This is a genomic window from Variovorax rhizosphaerae (assembly GCF_037889975.1).
GTDB lineage: Bacteria > Pseudomonadota > Gammaproteobacteria > Burkholderiales > Burkholderiaceae_C > Variovorax > Variovorax rhizosphaerae.
This window is the reverse complement of the sequence record NZ_JBBKZT010000047.1, coordinates 1-17,348: the sequence shown is the minus strand read 5'-3', so window position 1 is coordinate 17,348 and position 17,348 is coordinate 1. Positions and strand designations below refer to the sequence as shown.

At 68.8% G+C, this 17,348-nt stretch carries 8 protein-coding genes; 4 read left to right on the top strand and 4 right to left on the bottom strand.

The features are described from left to right. Positions 1 to 211 precede the first annotated feature (211 nt). The 3 genes from WKW82_RS38400 to WKW82_RS38390 are packed head-to-tail and all read right to left on the bottom strand — an operon-like array spanning position 212 to position 7,554. Positions 212 to 1,171, bottom strand: a complete 960-nt coding sequence (locus WKW82_RS38400; RefSeq protein ID WP_340348486.1) for an acetoacetate decarboxylase family protein — start codon at positions 1,169 to 1,171, stop codon at positions 212 to 214. A gap of 6 nt (positions 1,172 to 1,177) precedes the next feature. Beyond that, a complete protein-coding gene (locus WKW82_RS38395) occupies positions 1,178 to 3,448 on the bottom strand; it encodes an FAD-dependent oxidoreductase (protein WP_340348485.1) in 2,271 nt (756 codons plus the stop codon). Next, on the bottom strand, positions 3,445 to 7,554 hold the full coding sequence (locus tag WKW82_RS38390) for an AAA family ATPase (RefSeq protein ID WP_340348484.1): 4,110 nt from the start codon (positions 7,552 to 7,554) through the stop codon (positions 3,445 to 3,447). The genes WKW82_RS38395 and WKW82_RS38390 overlap by 4 nt, the downstream gene beginning before the upstream one ends. Before the next feature lie 128 nt (positions 7,555 to 7,682). On the opposite strand from WKW82_RS38390, the gene WKW82_RS38385 reads away from it, so the two are divergent. Beyond that, entirely contained in the window at positions 7,683 to 10,886 is a 3,204-nt protein-coding gene (locus WKW82_RS38385; RefSeq protein ID WP_340348483.1) for an ATP-binding protein, read from the top strand. A 44-nt stretch (positions 10,887 to 10,930) separates the two neighbouring features. Beyond that, positions 10,931 to 11,584 carry a redoxin domain-containing protein gene (locus WKW82_RS38380; RefSeq protein ID WP_340348482.1) on the top strand — a complete coding sequence of 218 codons (654 nt, stop codon included), beginning with the start codon at positions 10,931 to 10,933 and terminating at the stop codon, positions 11,582 to 11,584. 82 nt (positions 11,585 to 11,666) lie between these two features. Here the strand turns inward: WKW82_RS38380 and WKW82_RS38375 are convergent, their stop codons facing one another. Continuing rightward, positions 11,667 to 12,389, bottom strand: a complete 723-nt coding sequence (locus WKW82_RS38375; protein WP_340348481.1) for a Crp/Fnr family transcriptional regulator — start codon at positions 12,387 to 12,389, stop codon at positions 11,667 to 11,669. Positions 12,390 to 12,511: 122 nt separating this feature from the next. On the opposite strand from WKW82_RS38375, the gene WKW82_RS38370 reads away from it, so the two are divergent. After that, on the top strand, positions 12,512 to 16,114 hold the full coding sequence (locus WKW82_RS38370) for an ATP-binding protein (RefSeq protein WP_340348480.1): 3,603 nt from the start codon (positions 12,512 to 12,514) through the stop codon (positions 16,112 to 16,114). A 110-nt stretch (positions 16,115 to 16,224) separates the two neighbouring features. After that, positions 16,225 to 17,348: type VI secretion system Vgr family protein (locus WKW82_RS38365; protein WP_340348479.1), on the top strand; the 1,124-nt coding region annotated here is incomplete at its 3' end.

The window sequence follows — 17,348 nt, the reverse complement described above, 5'->3', positions numbered from 1 at the left end:
GAAGCCGTGGCCAGCACCGACGTGCAGGATCGCTATGCGACCTTGGGCTATGTCTCGCTGTCGCTGGATCGCCCCAAGATCGAAGCGTTCATCCAGGCCGAGTCCAAGCGCCATGAAGCCATCATCAAGCGCGCCATACTCGAGCTGCAGTGACGGCCGCATCGCAAGCAAAACCCTGCGGGCCGGTTCGAGAAGCCGGCAGCAGCCCTGACTAGGTTGCAGACACAACGACCGCGCCCTGCAGCGCCTTGAAGTCGAAGGCCAGCCACGCGGCGAACTCGATGGGGAGCGTGGTCCGCCCGGGCGTCGGTGTCGTGCCGAGCAGGTCGCGCACGATCTGGTGGCTTTCGCAAGTCAGGACCTCGAGCGTGAAGTCGGATGCAGTCAACACGCCGCCACCGTGGAAGCCGGTCATCTGCGCGGGCGAATCGACGATGGCCTGGAAGCAGGCGAGGCTCGGGTCGAGCGAATCGCGCAACTGCTTCATCTGCACCGTCGGGATCGTGGGGCCGGCAATCAAGGACTCGATGTGCTCGCTGACGAAACCGCCGAGCAGGCTCTGGCCGATCGTCCGCGCCGCATCGCGCCCGTCGGTCCATTGGACGCCTTCGCCGGCGGCCGGCAGTGCCGATCGGCTCGTCACCGTCAACAGCGGGCTGATCTGCGCCTGCGTGTTGGCATTCAGGGTTTCGAACACCGTCGTCGAGCAGGTGAAGGCGCCGGGCGCCTGCGGTGAATCGGCGGGCACGTCGATGCGCGCCCACACCTTGGGCCAACCCCAGACATCGCGCCCGGTCAGCATGCCGATCGTGTAGTTGATGAAGATGTAGGGCGTCCACAGGACGATGCGCAGCATGCCGCGCGCGTGGTTCGTCTCGAGCAAGGGGATCCAGAGCGCGCACTCGCGCCCCGGCTCCCAGCCGATCGCATCGACCTGGGAGGTGCAGCGATCGATCGTCATGAAGCTGATCATCGAGTACCAGCCCAGCGACAGGTAATGCACGCGGCCACCGCCGACCGGATTCAGCAAGTCATCGACCAGTTTCTGGGTGGCGGCGCGGTCGGTCCTGAAGCCGAACGCAAAGCTTTTGGCGCCGGTGAACACGGCCGGCTGCGCGAGGCTCGCCGCGCCGTGCCCGATCCAGGAGATGAAGGGAGGAAGGTTGGCCATGCTGGTTCAGCAGCGTTGCGAAGGCTTGCGCTGCAGGAAGTCGTAGCCGACGACCGTCGCCGGCTGGCCGCAGATGGCACGGGATGCGGCCATGCCGGACATCACGGCGCCTTCGATGGCGGTCGTGTTGAAGCCATGGCGCGTGGCCTCGCCGGCGAGGATCAGGTTGGTGAAGCCGCTTTGCGCCGGGTGCAACCGGTACTTCGTGGTGCCTGCCGCGGAGAGCACGCAACATTCCGTCGGGTCGATGTTGGCGCGCAGGAACTGCTGGTCGAAGCGCGCCTCGCCACTCACCGATCCGCTGAAGTCGGTCAAGACGTCGAAGCGGAACTTGCCATCCGGCGTCCGGGCCGCGGGCCAGATGCAGGCCGAGGCATCGTTGAGCCAGCCGACGGACTGCGATCGCAGTTCGTTCCACGCCTGCGCCGGCACGCCGGTCTGCGTCGATGGCTGCCGGTAGAGCGTCGTCGAATAGGTGCCGCACAGGTAGTGCAGCGACTTCGGCTTCGGAAAGCCGACGGCCGGTTCGACCGCCAGCACCTGTGTCATGTCGGCCCAGATGTTCAGGTACTCGGGGCCCGACACGGTGGCCGGCTTGCCGCTGGTCCAGCCGAGTTCATCGAGCGTCTGGTTCGACCAGAGCTGCAAGGCCTGGGTCGGGACGATGTTGATGTTCTGGACGAAAGACGCGAACGCGCCGCCCCGCTGAAGCAACTCATCGCACATCGTCGGCTCGTCATTGAGCGGCTTGTAGGCGCCCATCGAGATCGCGAGGACGACGGTATCGAAGTCGCTGCCGCGGCTGAGCGTTTCTTGTCCCGCTGCCGGCCAGTTGCACCAGTGGCTTTCGAAGTTGACGCCAGCCGCCTTCATCTTCGCGCCATCCACGAGCTGACCCCAGTCCGGCTCCGTCGGCCAGCAGACCAGGTTCTCCAGCATGAAGGTCGGGTGGTAGTCGCCCTGCGCGATGTCGGCCTGGCGGTCCATGCGCACCGTCTCGATCTGTTGGCCATCCGCCGAGAGTTCGAGCCTGGTCACCTTGCGGAAGAAGCGCACGTCGACGCCGGCCGCCAGCAGCGCCTCATAAAGCGGCGCCACCACCGCCTCGCCCATGCCGGTCTGGATGTCCCACATCATCGCGCCCTTGAAGGTGCCGATGAGCCGGGCGCAGACGCCCAACGCCGTGCCGGCTGCATAGGACGGACGATTCACGTCGCCATCGGCGTACTGGAACAGCGTGTCGTAGACGATGCGGGTGACCGTCGAATTCGCGACGTAGCCTGGGTCGGCGCCATGCTGGATGAGCCAAGCGCGGAAGTCGATCTCGTCGAGGGATTCGAAGGGCCGGTCGGGCAGCACCAGGTCCGCGAAATAGCCGGCGGCGGCGGCCAGCGCGATGTCGATCAGTTCCTCGACCAACTGCAACTCCATGCCGAACGCGCTGCCGGCCGGGACGGGCTGGGCGCGCGCGACGGCATCGCGGAAGGCCGCCTGCATCTGCCGGTGCAGATCGAGGAGTTGCGCCACGTGCTGTGGATCGAGCGGCGCAGTCTCGGCGAGCAGCGCCTTCGTCCACAGCTCGCCAGCATCGACGAGTTCGTGCAGCGCCATGCCCGCTGCATGCGAATGAAAGAACAGTTCCTTCGCGCGTGCCAGTTCGGCATCGGCCAATTGCGCGAGCGTCGATGTGGCAAAGCTGGTGGGCAGCGGCTTCGCGGCCGGGGGCGTGGCCGGCTCGGCGGGCGTTGCCGCGACGGGCACTGCTTCAGCGGACGCTGCTTCGGCGGGCGTTTTCCAAAGACGGTCGTACACGCTCTTGATGACCAGCCAGAGCAAGCTCAGCCCCGTGGTCAAGGCCTCGCCCGGCGTCATGTCGACACCCCCCTGTCCGGGCGTCCCATCGTTGGTCGGCCAGGTCAGCGGGAAGTAGCTGTAGCCGCTCGCGGTCTTGACGCCGATCGGTGTGTAGAGCTGCGGCTTGGCAACGTCGGTCCAGTGCTGCAGCGGACAACCCGGCGGCGGCGTGCGATTCGCGTAGATCTCCTGGACCATGTGGAAGACGTTGGCATAGCAGCCGAACCAGACGTGCAGGCCGTGCTCCAGATTGCGGCCGAACGCGTCGCGTCCGCTGGCCGCCTTGCCGCCCAGCCGCCATCCCATCTGGTAGAGCGTGACCTCGTGCAGGGCACGCAATTCGGGCGTGCGCGTCAGTTCGTAAGCCGCGCTGAGGCCGGCCATGCCGCCTCCGAGGATGGCGATCTTCTTCCTGTTGGTCATGCGTGTCCGTGAGGTTGGGTTTGCGATTCGAGGTCGCCGCCAGGTGCGGTGGTCTCGCCGTTGTTCGTCGCTGGCGGTATCGCCGCGAGCATCCAGGGGTCGGCGCCCAGCCGCTCGAGGATGGCCCCGCCGCGTTGCTGGTGTTCGCGCCGCTGCGTTGGCGAGGCCGCCACGCCCGCCAGCGCCAGATGGCACAGCGCTTCCTCGAGCGGCAGCGAGAAGGCCGCAGCCTCGCTGAGGCCCCTGCGCCAATGAGAGGCGGCTTCGTCCGGGTGCCCCGACGCCAGCGCCAGGCGGCCCCGCAGCAGCCTTTCGCGCGGCTTGAAGATCATGATCTTGCTGGCGAAGCGCGCGGCCGCGCGGCAAGCGACGCGTGCCGGGTCCATGCGCGTGTTCAATGAAACGTGGGCTTGCGCCGGCCCCTGCGCCAATGCCAGGTGGACCTCGGCCACGGCCGCCACGCTGAGCAACGCGATGCCCATCGTCGGCGCGCTCTCCAGCATGTTGTCGAGCGCGGTCGTCGCCGCACGCAGGGCCTGCACGGCGTTGCCGGCCTGCATCCAGGCCGCGGCCTCGATGCCATCGCACAGCAGCCGTTCGGCGCGATGCAGGGCCTCGTTGCGTACGAGCGCAATGCGGCGCAAGGCCTGGACCGGATCGCGTCCGGACTGCATGTCGAGCAGTGCCAGCCCGCAGAGCACCCAGGCGCGCACCGGCACGTTCTCGACCTGCTCGGCCTCTTCGCCGAAGGAGCGCAAGGTCGCCTCGGCCTTGCCATAGTCGCCTCGCAGCAGGTCGCTGTAAGCCTGGATGACGCGGCACGACTGGAAGCGAAAGCGGTCGCCGATGCGCTGATAGATCGCCGCACCGGTGTTGCAGTGCAGGTCCATCTCCGGCCAATGTCCGGCCTGGAAGGTGTAGACCGCCGCCAGCAGATGCGCGAAGCCCTGGTCATGCAGCGACCCGGCCTCTTCCGCCAGTGCGATGGACCGGCGCCGATAGAAACCGGCCACGCGGTGAAGCCCGGCGGTGCCGAAGCCGATGGCCAGTCCGCCGAGACCCTCGACCATCTCGGCCACCGATGCCGCGCGCTCGGCACGGTTCAGCGATGTCAACGTGTCGTGCAGCAGGCCGATCGCGTCGCCGCGGAAGTAGGCGCGTTCTGCGCGCCGGGTGAAGATGTGCGCACTCAGGCGGTCGCGCGCGCGAAGCGCCGCATCCTTGTGCTGACGCGTCAGGCCGGAGCGATGGAGCAACTGGCGCGTGACTTCCACGGCCAGGCTGGCCGTGATGGCCGCGCGGCTGGCAGGCACGCGGATTTCGTTGAGCGTGGCGCACACGCCGAACCAGCTGTGCGCCTCCTCGAAGCGCGAGAGTTCGTGACAGGCATCCCCTTGAAGACGCGCGAGCTCGGCCTGCTGCTGCGCGGGCAGCGCGAGGCGGGCATGCGCAGCCACGCGCTGGAGGTGCGCAATGTGATTCAACGCATCATGGTTGGCGCTGCGCTCGACAGCGAAGGTGGCCGCCAGTTGCCGGTAGCGAACGGCCGAGTCGAACTCGGTGGCGAGCTCCCAGTGATGGGCCAGCTCGGCGAAATGAGCTTCGAGTTCACCGGCATGGCGTTGCTCGATGAAACCGGCCAGTTGCCGGTGCAGCGGCTGGCGCTGCCGCAAGGTCAGCAGGTCGTAGGTGACCTCCTGGATGATGGCGTGCTGGAACACATAGGCACCCTCGGCCTGCGGGTCCGCCTCGAGGATGGCGGCGGTCACCAGGTCCTTCAGCATGGCGTCGATCCCGGCGTCCGCTACCGCGAGCGGGTAGATCGCCCGCACCACTTCGATCGACACGGAGCGCCCGATGACGCTGGCCACCTTGGCCGTCATCAAGTGGGAGGGCGCCAGGCCGTCCAGCCGGCTGACGATCAGGTCTCGCACGTTGGTCGGAACGATGCTCGATTCGAGGTCCGATTCGACGATCCGGACCTTGCCGTCCCGGACCGCCAGCACGCCCCGCTCCAGCAGGGCCAGCGTCAGCTGCACGGCATGGAAAGGCAAGCCTTCGCAACGCCGATGGATGAACTCGACCAGGCGCTTCGCGACCGCGGGCACGCCGAGCAGATCCGCGACGATGGCCTGGATCGAATCCATCGGCAGTCGCGCGAGCGAAAGCCGGGGACGCGCCAACTCGAACAGTTGCACGCCATGCGGTGCGGCGTTGCCGTCCAGCGGACGCGAAGCCAGCACCCAGAGCAAGTGGGGCAGGCGCTTGCACAAGCCGAGCATCAATTGCGCCGAGGGCTGGTCGATCCAGTGCAGGTCATCGACGGCCAGGACCAGCGGTGCGTCCGCGGCGGCCCGGATCAGGAGTGCGGCGAGCAAATCCTCCAGCCCCGCGAGCCGGGCCTGGCCGCTGATCTGTGCCGCCAGTCCGTCGTCCTTGAAATGCAGCGGCAGGATGTCTTCCAGCAGCGCGGCCTTGGCTTCGGCGGGGTCGCCGCGCAGTGCCTCGACCAGCCGCTGCCGCAGCAGCGCAGGCGGCGGCTCGGGCGGGTCACCGGCCATCCACAGCAGGCGTTTCACCAGGCTGCGGCATGTCGCGTAAGCCTCGAGCGTCTGGAACGCCGAGGCTGTCGCGAGCATGACGTTGAAGCCACGCGCGCGCGCCGCCATCTCGACCTGCCGCAGCAGGTGCGACTTGCCGCCGCCGGACTCCGCCTCGATCGCGACCACCGCGCCCTGGCCCTGCGCCAGGCCATCGAGCACGCGATCGAAGGCATGCACCTCGCTGTCGCGGCCATGCAGCCACTTCGGCCCGCGCGCTTGCGCCGTACCCGCATCGAGGCCCATGTCGAACCGGTGCGCCATCAATGGCTGCTGCATGCCCTTGATGGCGATGGGCAGCGGCGTGGCGAAGCGGAAGTGCGATGCGGAGGAGGCCGCGCGCACCGTCGCATCGTCGACCAGGATGCCGCCCCCGGCGCCCTGCATGAGCCGGGCCCCGCGGTACATCAATGGCCCGCTGACCAGGAAATGCCGCCGCGTGCGGCTGCCCACGTCGCCGCAGAAGGCGCGCCCCGTCGAGACGCCGATCGACGAGGCAAAGCCATGGTCGAGCAGGCCGTCGTGGATCCGGCGCGCTGCTTCGAGTGCACGCGCGGCATCGTTCTCCCGGGCCTGGCCGGGCAGTCCGAAGGCGACCAGGACGATCACGCCCTTGTCGCCGACGGCCACCTCGAACACCCCGGCCAGGAGCGGGTCGATGGTGGCCTGCAGCGTGTCGATCGCCTGGTGGATGCGCTCGGCGAAGTCTTCGGCTTCCAGGTCCAGGTCGCTCAGGTGGGTGTAGACGATGCTGAGCATGCGGAACTCCGCCATCCAGCCCGCTTCGGAAGCGGCTGCGCGCTCCAGCACGACGCGCGGCACGTAGCGGTGTGCAAGTGCGTCTACCGGCTCGTCGCAACCGGGGGGCACGCTGTCAGGCAGCGTCACGGGTTCTCGCAGCGAAACGAGACGTCGGAACGCATTCCCGTTCTTCATGGTGGTTGCGATCGCGTCGACGCGTTCGGCGAAGCCGTCGGTCATGACAATTTCGCCGGGGTCGCCCGCATGGGCAAGCTCCGCCATGTCATGAATGGGAGCGCCCGTGACCAGCAGGAATCCGCGCTCGCCCTGGTTCTGGAAACTGATGGCCGTGATCGGCCCCGCCGCCAGCGCGATACGGTGGCGCAGCACGACATCGAACATGAGCGGCCGTCCATCGAAGGCTTCCCGCAGCGCGATCGCCGCACGGGCGGCCCGGCTCGCGGGGTCGTCCGGCACCCGGTCATCGCGCCACAGGGCCAGCACCGCATCGCCTTCGACCTGCACGACGTCACCACCGTGCGCGGCGACGATGTCGAAGACCTCGCCGAAGTAGCGATCGAGCACGGTGTTGAGACGCTCGGCACCATGCGGGCCCTCCGCCTCGAAGCGCTCGGTCAGCGGCGACGATTCGGCAATGTCGACCAGCAGCACGACGGCAGGGAACGTTTCGCGCCAAGAGGCCTGTGCGGCCCCTGCGCTGAACTGCATCTTCAGCAATCGGGAGAGGTAGGCGCCGGGCTGCATGACCAAATGTAATCCGCGTATCCGCGCGGCGTAACAAAAAAGTGTGCACTGCGCCTGCACCCTTGCCCGATCGGATCACCCGTGGCGCGGCGCGCGGAAACGGCGCAGCATCGGGCCTCGAACACACGATGACATCGACCTGTTCCGGCTGCGGTGCGCAGGTGCCGCCTGACGCTTCCTTCTGCCCGCGCTGCGGCCGTCGGCTGGAGGGGCCGTGCCCGCCCGCCGCGCCCGCGCCCGCCGCTCCCGCCCAAGAGGCCGACCGCCGCCAGGTCACCGTCCTCTTCGCCGACCTCACCGGCTTCACCTCCCTCGCCGAGCGGCTCGACCCGGAGACCGTGCGCAGCTTCCAGAACGCCCTGTTCGAGACCATGGCGCAGCCCATCGCGCACTACGACGGCTTCGTCGAGAAGTTCGTCGGTGATGCGGTGATGGCCGTGTTCGGCGCACCGCGTGCGCACGAGGACGATCCGTTACGCGCCATCGAGGCCGCCCAGGAAATGCTGCAGGGCGTGGAGCGCCTGAGCCAGCGCTGGGCTGCGCGCCTGGGCCGTGGCGTGACGCTGCACATCGGCGTGCACACCGGCGCGGTGGTTGCCGGCAGCCTGGGCAGCGGGGCCGGCGGAACCTATGCGGTGACCGGCGACACCGTCAACACCGCATCGCGCCTGCTCACGGCCGCGGAGCCCGGCACGGTGCTGGTGTCCGATGCGACCCGGTCCATGGTGCGGCATCGCTTCGACTTCGACGCGCCCACCGAATTGGCGCTGCGTGGCAAGGCGCAGCCGATGCGCGTGCACCGATTGATTGGCGTGCGCAAGGACGAAGCCTCCGCGCGCGGCCTGGCCGACCTGGGCCTGACCGCACCGCTGGTCGGGCGCGACGCCGACATCGAGCGCTTGCTGGCCGCGTTCGACCGCATGCAACAGGGCCGCGCCCAACTCGTGACGCTCACCGGCGAGGCCGGCGCCGGCAAGTCGCGCCTGCTCGCCGAACTGTTCACACGGCTCGCGGGTGATGCGCGCCTCGCCGCCACGGGCGTGCGCCGAACCACCTGCTCACCGCTGGGCGAGCCGACCTACGGCACCTTCGGCGCGCTGTTCCGCGATGCCTACCGCGTGGAGCCCGGCGATTCGCTGGAAGTGGCCCGGCGCAAGCTGCAGCAAGGCTTGCTCGCGCTCGGTGCCGATGCCGACGAGGCCGCCGCAGTCGCGCAGGTCATCCACTACCTGCTCGGCATCCAGGAGGGCCGACCGCCCGATATCGACCCCGAGCAGTTGCAGCGGCAGATCTCCCTGGCCGCACGCGCCCTGATCGAGCGGCGGTTGTCGACGCAGCCGCTCATGATGGTCATCGACGACCTGCAATGGGCCGACGCCGCATCGCTCGGCCTGCTGCACGACGTCGTGGACCACTTTGCCGACCGGCCGCTGATGCTGCTGGTCGCACAGCGCCCCGATGCGCGCATCCTTCGCACCGTGCGCGCCGAGCATGTGGAGATCGAACTCGGCCCGCTCGGCGACGACGAGGCGCGCGATCTGGTGAACCACTTGCTCGGCGCGTCCGATGGCGACAGCCTGGCCACGGTGCGCGACCTGGTCGCTGCGCGTGCCGGCGGCAATCCGCTGTTCGTCGAGGAGATCGTCCGCAGCCTTGCAGGAGGTGGCGTGCTGTCGCGCAAGGGCGAGCAGTGGGCCTGCGAAGCGGCGCATGGCGCGGTCGACGTGCCGCAGACGCTCTACGGCCTGCTCCTGTCGCGCATCGACCGGCTCGGCGCGGAGGATCGCCGGGCCTTGCAGGAGGCTGCCGTGCTGGGCGCGCGCTTCAGCCGCGGCCTGTTGCGGCGCATCGCCAGCGAGCCCGGGTCCGTCGATGCGGCACTGGCCCGACTCGCCGCCGCCGGCTTGCTCCACGCTGGCGCGACCGACGCCGCGGACTGGCGCTTCACCCATGCGCTGCTGCATGACGTGGCCTACCAGAACCTGCTGCTCACGAGGCGCACCGAACTGCACCACCGTGCCGGTCGCGTACTCGAAACAGCGACGGGCATCGACATGGCACCCGGCCTCGACGCCACAGCGCATGGAGGAGACAAGGCCATTGGCAGCCCCCGCCACCTGGCCGAATTGGAGGCACTCGGCCATCACTGGAGCCTGTCGCCGGACAAGGCCCGCGGCGCGCGCTACCTGCTGGCGGCCGGCGACTGGGCGCGCGGCGTCTATGCCAATGACGATGCGCTGCGCCACTATGAGCGCGCGTTGTCGACGCTTGCCGATGCCCTGCCGGAAACCCCGCAGGCCGACGCCGAAGTCGATGCGGCCCGACTCGATGCGCGCGAACGTCTCGGCGACCTGTTCGGCCTGCAGGGCCGCCGTACCGATGCGCTGGCGCACTACGACGCGGTCAGGCGAGCCATCGAAGACCGCAACGACCCGGTGCGCACTGCGCGCGTGCTGCGCAAGACCGGTGGCCTGCATTGGGAAGCCGGCGACCGCGAACGCGCCGCCGCCTGCTTCAGCGCAGGCCTGGCGCGCTTGGGCGAGCAGGGCGACGCCATCGAACGCGCCCACCTGTTCCAGGAGATGGGCCGGCTCGCCTTCCGCGCCGGCGACAACGCCACCGCCCTCACTCTCGCGCAACGCGCATTGGCCGAACTGCCCGCCGACGGCGCGGGCCCCACGCGCGAGGCGATCGTGGTGCGTGCAGAGGCCTGCAACACGCTCGGCGTCACGCTCGCACGCCTGGGCCGGCATGCGGAAGCCGTGAAGCAGATCGAGCTCAGCGTGGCGCAGGCGGAGGCCCACAACCTGCTCCAGGCCGCCTGCCGCGGCTACACCAACCTGGGCGTGCTCTATGCCACGCTCGACCCGCAGCGCAGCATCGACACCTGCCTGCGCGGGCTGGCGACCGCGAAGAAGGTCGGCGACCTCGGCTTCCAGTCGCGCCTGTATGCCAACCTGGCCGTCGCGTACTGCGCGCTCACCAACCGCTGCGAGGCAGAAGGCATCGAGGCCGCGCGCGCCGCCGCCAGCCTGGACCGCCGCCTCGGCCTGCTCGACCACCTGGCCGTACCGCTGATCGTGCTGGGCCAGATCTACCAATGCCACGGCGACCCGGCCAAGGCGTTCACGTCGTACACCGAAGCATTGCAACTGGCCGAGCAGATCGACGAGCCGCAATTGCTCTTCCCTTGCTACGACGGATTGGCTACGCTGTACCTCGACGCGGGACGCCCGGCCGAGGCCGAGGGCTGGTTCCAGAAGGCCCAGGCGGTGTGCGAGCGCGCCGGCCTCGAACCCGACGCGCTGATGATGCTTCCGTTCCTCTGCTGAGTTGGCGGGCCTGGATCAGAGTGTTCTTTGCCAAAGGAGTCGACATGACTGCTGCAATGACTCAACCCGTGAGGCCGGGCGAGCCGGCACCCGATTTTTCGCTCCCCGCGGTGGCCGGCTCCGACACGGTTTCACTGGCCGACTACCGGGGGCGCAGCCCGGTGTTCCTCGCACTCATGCTGGGCCTGTGGTGCCCGTTCTGCCGGCGACAACTGGCGCAGATCAGCGGCTTCGAGAGCAAGCTCAAGGCATTGGGCGTGGAATGCCTGGCCGTGGTCGCCACCGACCCGGAGAACGCGCGCATGTACTTCCAGTTCAGGCCGACCAGGCTGCGGCTGGCGTCCGACCCCTTCCTCTCGACGCACCGCGCCTACGGCGTGCCCAAGCCGGAGCCGACGCCGGAGATGATGCAGGAGATGGAGCACATCGTCGTCAACCCGTTCGGTGACCTGCCCCACCCCATGCCGCTCGCAGCCGCTGGCAAGGCGATGGACCGGATGGACGGTTTCGTCCCCACGCCGAGCGACCAGGGCGATGTCGAGCGCCAGTGGCCGCAACTGAAGGCGCTCTACATGATCGACCGCGAGGGCATCGTGCGCTGGGCCTGCATCGAATGCCAGGACGAAGGCATGGCCGGCATCGGCAAGCTGGCCTCGGAAGAAACCATCATCGAGGCCGCGCGCCAGTTGCTGCACTGAAGCCCTTCCACTTCAGCCCGGGAAATGCAGTTGCGACCATGGTGGAAGCCTTGGGGAGCGCGGTCAGCTGCTTTTCCTGGCGTCACTGCACGCTCGCCGCCGCCGCCAGCTCCACCGGCGGGCGGTGCTCCGCGACCATCGCCTCCAGCCGCTGCCGGTCGGCGATCAAGCGGCCCGCCACCAGCGACACCACCTGGAAGCCGAAGGCCGGGTTCTGGAAGTACAGCTCCCGGAAGGTGTGCTCGTCGATGCGCAGCACGGTGCATTTGGTGACGCAGCGGGCCGTCAGCGTGCGGCGCTTGTCGGGCGCGAAGAAGGCGATCTCGCCGAACAGCCGGCCGGGCTCCATCTCCTGCTGGATCTCGACGAATTCCATGCGGCCGATCGCCAGGAAATACAGGTGCGTCGCGGGGTCGCCCTTGCGGAACAGCACCTGCCCCGCGCGCAGGCGCTGCTTGCGCATGTAGGGCCGCAGCCAGACGCCGGACAGGTCGCTCTCCTGGGTCGCCTTCGTCACCTGCCGCGTCAGCCGCGCCATTTCGGCCAGCCGCCAGATGTTGATCGGCAGCAGCGCGCCGTGCAGCAGGATCATGATGAAGGCCGGGTGCAGCGCCCCGTAGATCAGGAAGCCGATGTTGCCCGCCACCGCGAGGTAGCGCAGCGGAATCATGGTCTTCACGAAGGAGCTGACGACCACCAGCAGCCCCGCGATGCCCGCCGCAAAGAGCGCGATGGTGCCCGAAGTGGTGGCGAACGCCGTCTCCAGGCTGTGGGTTGCAAGGGCGTACAGGTCAGGCATGGCCATGCGGGTTCCTCTGTTGGGCACGAAGGATCAGAGTCTCCTGACAATGTGCCACAGCCGGACGTTTGACCGTGAGGGTAGGGATCCTGATACTCGACTGTCGTTTCAAGGCGGATTCGCTGCCGATGCCAACCGATTCCTCCGTCAAGCACAGGCTCAGGGCCATCCTCGCGGCGGATGCCGTGGGGTTCTCGCGCCTGATGGCGGTGGACGAGGGCGCCACCGTCGCCGCGCTGGACGCGGCGCGCGCGGTGTTTCGCCAGCACGTCGCGGCCCACCACGGGCGCGTCGTCGACATGGCGGGCGATTCGGTGCTCGCAGTGTTCGATGCGGCCACCGGCGCGGTCGATGCGGCGCTGGCCGTGCAGCAGTCGCTGGGACGCTCGACCGAGGCCGTCACGGAAGACCGGCGCATGCGCTTTCGCATCGGGGTGCACCTGGGCGACGTGGTCGAGAAGGAGGACGGCTCGGTCTATGGCGACGGCGTCAACGTCGCCGCGCGGCTGCAGGCGCGGGCCGACCCGGGCGGCATCACCGTATCGGACGCCGTGCGCGGGGTGGTGCTGGGCAAGGTCGATGCGCGCTTCATCGACCGGGGCGAACCGTCGCTCAAGAACATCGCCACGCCGATCCATGCCTTTGCCATCGACCTGGGTGCCGGCGCCGGCACGCGCGCGAATGGGGGCAGAGCGACCGTTGCCGACACGCAGGCGGGCGCCGCGCCGAGCGCGCCCGGCGCAGCAGCAGCACCCGCGAACGCGACCGTGCAGCGCCCGCCACCGCGCCCCGCCGGCCTGTTCGTCGGCCGCCGGACGGAAATCGCTCAGCTCGCCAAGGCGCTAGACAGCGCGCGCAAGGGACGAGGCCAGGTCGTCCTGCTGGCCGGCTCCGGCGGCATGGGCAAGACGCGCCTCGCGCAGGAAATGGCTGCGCACGCGGAGCAGGAAGGCGTGTCGGTGCTGTGGGGCCGCTGCCTCGAAGAACCCGGCGCGCCGCCGTACTGGCCCTGGCGCCAACTGATCCGCGGCTACCTGCGCAGCAGTGGCGACCCGCGCCCGGCCGAGACCCTCGGCACCGGCCTGCCCGACATCGCCAGCATCGTGCCGGAGGTGGCCGAGGCCGTGGCGCTGCAGCCGTCCGCCGCGCAGACGGAGGCGCTCGACACCGCCCAATCGCGCTTCCAGCTGTTCGACGCAGTGGCTGGCTTCTGGCGCCGCGCTGCGCGGCGCGTGCCGCAGGTGCTGATCTTCGAGGACCTGCACTGGGCCGATGCGACCTCGCTGCGCCTGTTCGCCTTCCTCGCCGCCGAGCTGGAAGACAGCGCCCTGCTGCTGATCGGTACCTACCGGGACACCGAACTGTCGCGCCAGCATCCGCTCTTCGACACGCTCGGCGAACTGGCGCGCTCGCCGGTGCTGCGCCGCATCGAGCTGTCCGGCCTGAGCGAGCGCGAGACGCAGGAGTTCATCGCCGCGGCCACCGGCGCGGCAGCGGGCGCACACCTCGCGGACGCGATCCACGCGCGCACCGAAGGGCACCCGCTGTTCCTCGAAGAGACGATGCGCTTCATGATCGAGGCGCGCTCGCCGAACGCCCCCGGGTCGATGGACGAACTGCTGCAGAAGATTCCCACCGGCATACGCGAGGTGATCGGCAAGCGCCTGAACCGGCTCTCCATGCCGGCGTCCAGGTTGCTCGCCATCGCCGCCTGCATCGGCCGCGTCTTCGAACTGGACCTGCTGGCCCAGCTCGACACCGACAAGTCCGAGGACGACGTGCTGGAGGCACTGGAAGAGGCCCTGGCCGTGCGCCTCATCGAGCCGGTGCCGCAGACGCGGCAGTTCCGTTTCAGCCATGCCCTGATCCGCGAATGCGTCTACGACGAAATGCTGGGCCTGCGCCGTGCGCGCCTGCATCTGCGCATCGCCGAGATCCTGGAGGCGCGCGACGGCAGCGAAGACCCGGCCTTATTGCCGCAATTGGCCTACCACTTCAGCGAAGCCGGCCCGGGCGCCGCCGTGAAGGCACTCGACTATGCCCAGCAGTCGGCCGAGCACGCGACGCAACTGCTCGCCTTCGAGGAAGCCGCGCGCCTCTATCGGCTGGCGCTGCACTTGCAACAGCAGCACTTCGGCAAGGACGCGGCGCAGCGCTGCGCCCTGTTGCTGGCGCTGTCCGAAGTCGAGATCCTGCTCGGTGCCGGTGAGCGTGCACGGGCCGCCTGCCAGGAGGCCGCCGGCCTGGCGCGCAGCCAGGGCCTGGCCACGCTGTTCGCGCAGGCGGCGATGGACTTCGAGGTCAGCAATGCCGAGGCCTCGCGCTCGGGCGAGATGTCGGTCGCCTTGCTGCTGGAAGCGCTCGCGCTGCACCGCACAGACGATCCGCTGCGCGTCGAACTGCTGGCGCACCTGTGCCGCGCCTATGTCTATTGCAGCCTCGCCGGCGATGCCAAGGAGGTGCACCGTCGCGCCGTGGCACTCGCACGGCGCCTTGGCGACCGGAAGGGACTCTGCCTGGCCCTGTCCTCGATTACCGCGGGCGTCTACTGGCCCGACCAGTTGCGCGAACGTCTGGCCGCCGCCAACGAGGCCTGGAGCATCGCCGATAGCCTGAAGCTGCACCGCTATCTGTTGCGCCTCTTGCCGTACTACCTGCAGGACCTCATCACCGCCGGCGACGTGGCGACGCTGGCGCGCGTTCGGGCGCACGGCCTGCGCAAGGCGCAGGAAACGGGGGCGCTGCATGAGCAGGCGATCTCCAGCTATCTCGAAGGCGTGATCGCGATCAACGAAGGGCGCTTTACTGATGCAGAGGCGTGGGCCGGCAAGGGACTGGCCATCGGCCGCCGCGCCAACGAGGCCCTGGCGGTCGGTGTCTACGGCATGCAGATGTTCTGCCTGCGGCGCGAGCAGGGCCGGCTGCGCGAGACGCTGCCGCTGCTGCAGCACTTCGTGCGCACGACGCCGCAGGCGCAGACCTGGGTGCCCGGCCTGGCCGTGCTGTATGCCGAACTCGACATGCGCGCCGAATGCCAGGTGCAGTTCGACAGCCTGCCATGGGAACGCGCATCGACGGCCGCCATCGACGCCAGCACCATGACCGTGATGATGTTCGCGGCCGAGGTGTGCATCTACCTCGGCGATGCCACGCGCGCCGCCGTGTTGTACCCGGTGCTGAAAGGCCATGCCGGCGCCAACCTCCTGGCCGATTCGGGCGGGCCCTGCCTCGGCTCGGCCGATCGCCTGCTGGGCGGCCTGGCGATGGTGATGCGGCAGTGGGTGGTGGCGCAGCGCCACTTCGAAGTCGCACTGGCGATGGACGCCCAGACCGGCTCGCGCACCTGGCTGGCGCACAGCCGCCATGCCTATGCGGTCATGCTGCACCGGCGCGCGCTGGCCGGCGACACGGACCGCGCCCGCGCGCTGCTCGCCGAGGCGCTGGCGGATGCCACCGCGCTCGGCATGCAGGCGCTCGCGCAGCGCATCACCGCATTGACCGACACCATCGCCGCGCCGCCGCCCGTCTTGCCCTGCGGCCTGACCGAGCGCGAAGTCGGCGTGCTGCGGCTGATCGCCATCGGCCGCAACAACCGCGAGATCGGCCAGGCGCTGGAGATCAGTCCGAACACCGTGGCCAACCATGTGCGCAGCATCCTGGAGAAGACCTACACGGCGAATCGGACCGAGGCGGCGGCGTTTGCGCGGCGCGAGGGGTTGCTCAGTGAGTAGCCTTCCAAACAGGCGACCGTCAACAGCTGCTGACATACAGGAGCACGGGCCAAGAGAACTTTCTAGTTATGATCGCCGCTCCAAAAAAGATCCACAGGGAGTGAGTTCACATGGCCACCAGAGCCCAGACTCTGCGCGCGTTGCTGCACGACCGCCAGCACGCGCGCCTTCTGCGCCTGTCCTTCCCCCAGGGTGGTGAGCCCGCCAACGCCGAGTTGGTCGTCAACAAGCTCCACGCCAGCGAAGGCCTCTCCCGCGACTTCGAGTTCACCGCCGAGCTCCTCAGCGACAACGCCGACATCCCCCTGAAGGACCTACAGGGCAAGATGCTGTGCATCTCCCTGGTGCGCCCCGACGGCACCCTGCGCCACTTCACCGGCATCGTCTTCGCCTTCCGCCGGATCCGCACCGACGGCAACCTCGCCTTCTACGAAGCCAAGCTCGGCCCCTGGCTGCGCTACCTGCGCCTGCGCACCAACAACCGCCTGTTCCACCGCAAGACCCTGCAGGAACAGACCCAGCTCATCTTCAACGACTACGGCACCCTGCCCCAGTGGAAATGGGTCGCCCGAGGCGAAGACGCCCCCATCACCATGGCCACCCAGGGCGGCGGCATCGGCGAGACCGACCACAACTACCTGCACCGCCGCTGGGAGGCCGCCGGCTACAGCTACCGCTGGGAACACGACGAGAAGGGCCACACCCTCATCCTCAGCGACGACAGCACCCTGTTCCCGCCCATCGACGGCCTCTCCCCCGAGATCCGCTTCCAGAGCGAAGGCGGCGCCGAGGAAGAAGACGCCATCCACCAGTGGAGCCCCACGCGCGACCTCGTCTCCGCCCGCACCGCCGTCACCGCCTTCGACTTCAAGAACCCTCGCCCCCAGCACGAAGCCACCCACAGCGGCAACCAGCAAGGCGACGTCCTCCCCCTCGAAGTCCACGAATACGGCGGCCACCGCCACTTCAAGACCAGCAGCCAGGGCCATGCGCTCGCCACCCGCCGCATGGAAGAAATCGAAGCCCTCGCCAAGCACTTCGATGCACAGGGCAACAACCGCTTCACCCTGCCCGGACGCTGGTTCCGCCTCACCGACCACTTCGGCCGCATCGAGGGCCAGAACTCCGAGAGCGAATTCCTCCTCCTCGCCATCGAGCACACCGCGAGCAATAACTACCTGCAAGCCGAAGGCGAACTCGCCGAATACAGGGCCACCTTCACCTGCAGCCGCCG

What these genes read in the sequence shown, in the direction of transcription:
- WKW82_RS38390 (WP_340348484.1), bottom strand. Translation starts at nt 7,554, where the DNA reads ATGCAGCCCGGCGCCTACCTCTCCCGATTGCTGAAGATGCAGTTCAGC.
- WKW82_RS38370 (WP_340348480.1), top strand. Translation starts at nt 12,512, where the DNA reads ATGCCAACCGATTCCTCCGTCAAGCACAGGCTCAGGGCCATCCTCGCG.
- WKW82_RS38375 (WP_340348481.1), bottom strand. Translation starts at nt 12,389, where the DNA reads ATGGCCATGCCTGACCTGTACGCCCTTGCAACCCACAGCCTGGAGACG.
- WKW82_RS38385 (WP_340348483.1), top strand. Translation starts at nt 7,683, where the DNA reads ATGACATCGACCTGTTCCGGCTGCGGTGCGCAGGTGCCGCCTGACGCT.
- WKW82_RS38395 (WP_340348485.1), bottom strand. Translation starts at nt 3,448, where the DNA reads ATGACCAACAGGAAGAAGATCGCCATCCTCGGAGGCGGCATGGCCGGC.
- WKW82_RS38400 (WP_340348486.1), bottom strand. Translation starts at nt 1,171, where the DNA reads ATGGCCAACCTTCCTCCCTTCATCTCCTGGATCGGGCACGGCGCGGCG.
- WKW82_RS38380 (WP_340348482.1), top strand. Translation starts at nt 10,931, where the DNA reads ATGACTGCTGCAATGACTCAACCCGTGAGGCCGGGCGAGCCGGCACCC.